The 2,196-nt window shown below is 62.0% G+C and carries 3 protein-coding genes; 2 read left to right on the top strand and 1 reads right to left on the bottom strand.

Annotated elements, in window-relative coordinates; genetic code table 11:
- Both H0485_RS21100 and H0485_RS21095 read left to right on the top strand, forming a co-directional pair.
- Nucleotides 1-902 (top strand): HAD-IC family P-type ATPase (locus H0485_RS21100; RefSeq protein WP_226937851.1); only part of this gene is annotated, 902 nt, incomplete at its 5' end.
- Nucleotides 895-1,347, top strand: coding sequence for a universal stress protein (locus H0485_RS21095; RefSeq protein ID WP_226937850.1), 453 nt, complete (start codon nt 895-897; stop codon nt 1,345-1,347). The genes H0485_RS21100 and H0485_RS21095, both read left to right, overlap by 8 nt.
- A 664-nt stretch (nt 1,348-2,011) precedes the next feature.
- Here the strand turns inward: H0485_RS21095 and H0485_RS21090 are convergent.
- The coding region (locus H0485_RS21090) for an ATP-binding protein (RefSeq protein ID WP_226937849.1) at nt 2,012-2,196 on the bottom strand (185 nt) is incomplete at its 5' end.

The raw sequence follows: 2,196 nt of genomic DNA, 5'->3' as shown, positions 1-2,196 counted from the left end.
TCTCGGGTTTGGAGGCGCAGTCCGAGCATCCGATCGCCGCCGCGATCCGGCGCCGGGCAGAGGCCGAGGGGCTTGCCCCCGCCGCCATTCGGGATGTGGTGACCCATCCGAGTGAAGGCATCACCGGGATCGACGAAGAGGGGCCGATCTGGGCCGGAAACCAGCGGATGCTGGAGCGGATGGGGGCACGTGCCGATACCGCCGGGGCTCAGCGGCTGAAGGCCTCTGCCCAAACCGTCACCTGGATCGGCCGCGGCGCGCAGCTGATCGGTGGTGTTACGGTGGCAGACCGCCCGCGGCCAAGCTCTGCCGCCGGGCTTTCGCAACTGCGTGCGGCGGGGGTGGCGCAGCTGGCCCTGATGACCGGGGATCGCCGCCCGGTGGCCGAACGGATCGGGCGGGAGCTCGGCTTTTCAGATGCGGAGATCCACGCCGAATTGTTGCCGGAAGACAAGGTCAAACTGGTTGCCGCGCTTGCGGAAAAAGGCCGAACGGCCTTCGTCGGCGACGGGGTGAACGATGCCGCAGCCCTTGCCCGGGCGGATGTCGGCGTCGCCATGGGGGTCGCGGGCAGCGAGGTGGCGCTGCAGGCCGCGGATGTCGCCCTGCTGTCCGAGGACATGACGCGCCTTGCCGCCGCGCGGAAGCTCGCTTTGCGCACACGCCGGATCATCCGGCAGAACCTTGGCTTTGCTCTGGCGATGATGGTGCTTTTGATGATCTCAGCGCTCTTCTTCGACCTACCCTTGCCGCTTGCCGTCATCGGTCATGAGGGGGGCACCGTTCTCGTGGTCCTAAACGGCTTACGGCTCCTTGCTGATCCGATCCGCAATGATCTCGGTGCGGCGCGAAAAGCGCCCTCGCATCCCTCCTCCCAACCTCAAGAGGTTTCTCATGTATAAGCACATCCTTATCACCACCGATGGCTCTGAGAACGCGGGCCTTGGCCTTGAGCATGGCCTTACATTGGCATCCTGCATCGGCGCTGCGGTAACGATCCTGACAGTGACGCCACCCTTTCCGATTGTAGCAGCGGCGATGGGGGCCGGGTCATACACGCCGGTGGCGGTGCTTGAGGGCTATGATCAGGCGCAGCGTGAAACGGCCGAGCGGATCCTTGAGGCCGCCGCAGAGCGTGCGAGACATGCGGGCGTTTCTGTAACGGCCCTGCATGTGCCCGATGCCACGCCTGCTGATGCTATCTTAGAGCGCGCCGAGGCACTTAGTTGCGATCTCATCTGTATGGCCTCTCACGGGCGGCGCGGGCTAAAGCGGATGTTGCTTGGCAGTCAGGCAACCGAGGTTGTCACCCGTTCCGCAATCCCCGTCCTGGTCGTGCGGGCCTGATACCCCTCGGCCCGCTGCGAAGCGGGCCGGGCCGAATACAGAAGGTTGGGATGACCCGAACACCTGCAGAATTCTGGCGAGAGCATTAGATTTTCCTTCCTTTCGGGGGGAAAGACAGGTCGCATGGAGCTCTGAAGCCTGCGGAAAAGCAAATGAGCGATGCGTGGCTATCAGATGCTACGAGCCCGCATGGTGTTCGCGGTAAGGCCAAATCAACGCCGCGAGCTCGATTGTTCGTGGCGCATCTGCTTCTCCTGATCTGTCCGCGAACGTTGCGCCAACAGTCTCCTTGTCGTGTTCACTGCGAACTATCGCTGCGATCGGCGGCCTATGGTTAGGACCCATTGATTAGGTAATGATTTCATCAATCAGAATTCTGTCAGGAGGCCAAAAAACGTCGACTTAGCAAACTTGACCTGAATCAAAGCTGGAACATATCATGGAGTATAGTCTGAGATTGGCGGGGAATCTGCTGTCCTACGCACACGGATCGGAGACTGAATGATCTGTCAACGGCGGAGCAAAAATCGGCCATGGCGGCGGAGTAAAACCAGGCCAGTTGGTGAGGATGTGCGCCATGGCGCGCGCGCTTCCCAGATAGCTGGCGCGTGGCATGGCGCACTGGCCGGTCAGAGCCAATGATGCGCAGTTTTTTGGATGGCGATCAGGGCCGTTTACGGGCAGAACTGTTTGCGAGGCGGTAGCTCTCGCCGTTCATCTCCAGGATGCTGACGTGGTGGGTCAGCCGGTCGAGAAGCGCACCGGTCAGGCGCTCCGAGCCGAATGTCTCGGTCCATTCATCGAAGGGCAGATTGCTTGTGATGAGGGTCGATCCGCGCTCATAGCGCT

It is taken from the genome of Pseudogemmobacter faecipullorum, assembly GCF_020539525.1.
Taxonomy (GTDB): domain Bacteria; phylum Pseudomonadota; class Alphaproteobacteria; order Rhodobacterales; family Rhodobacteraceae; genus Pseudogemmobacter; species Pseudogemmobacter faecipullorum.
The sequence above is the reverse complement of the archived record's forward strand: the minus strand, read 5'-3'. Positions and strand labels throughout refer to the sequence as shown.

Bases quoted from the DNA above. Each gene is read 5' to 3' on its own strand.
- H0485_RS21095 (WP_226937850.1), top strand. From the start codon at position 895: ATGTATAAGCACATCCTTATCACCACCGATGGCTCTGAGAACGCGGGC.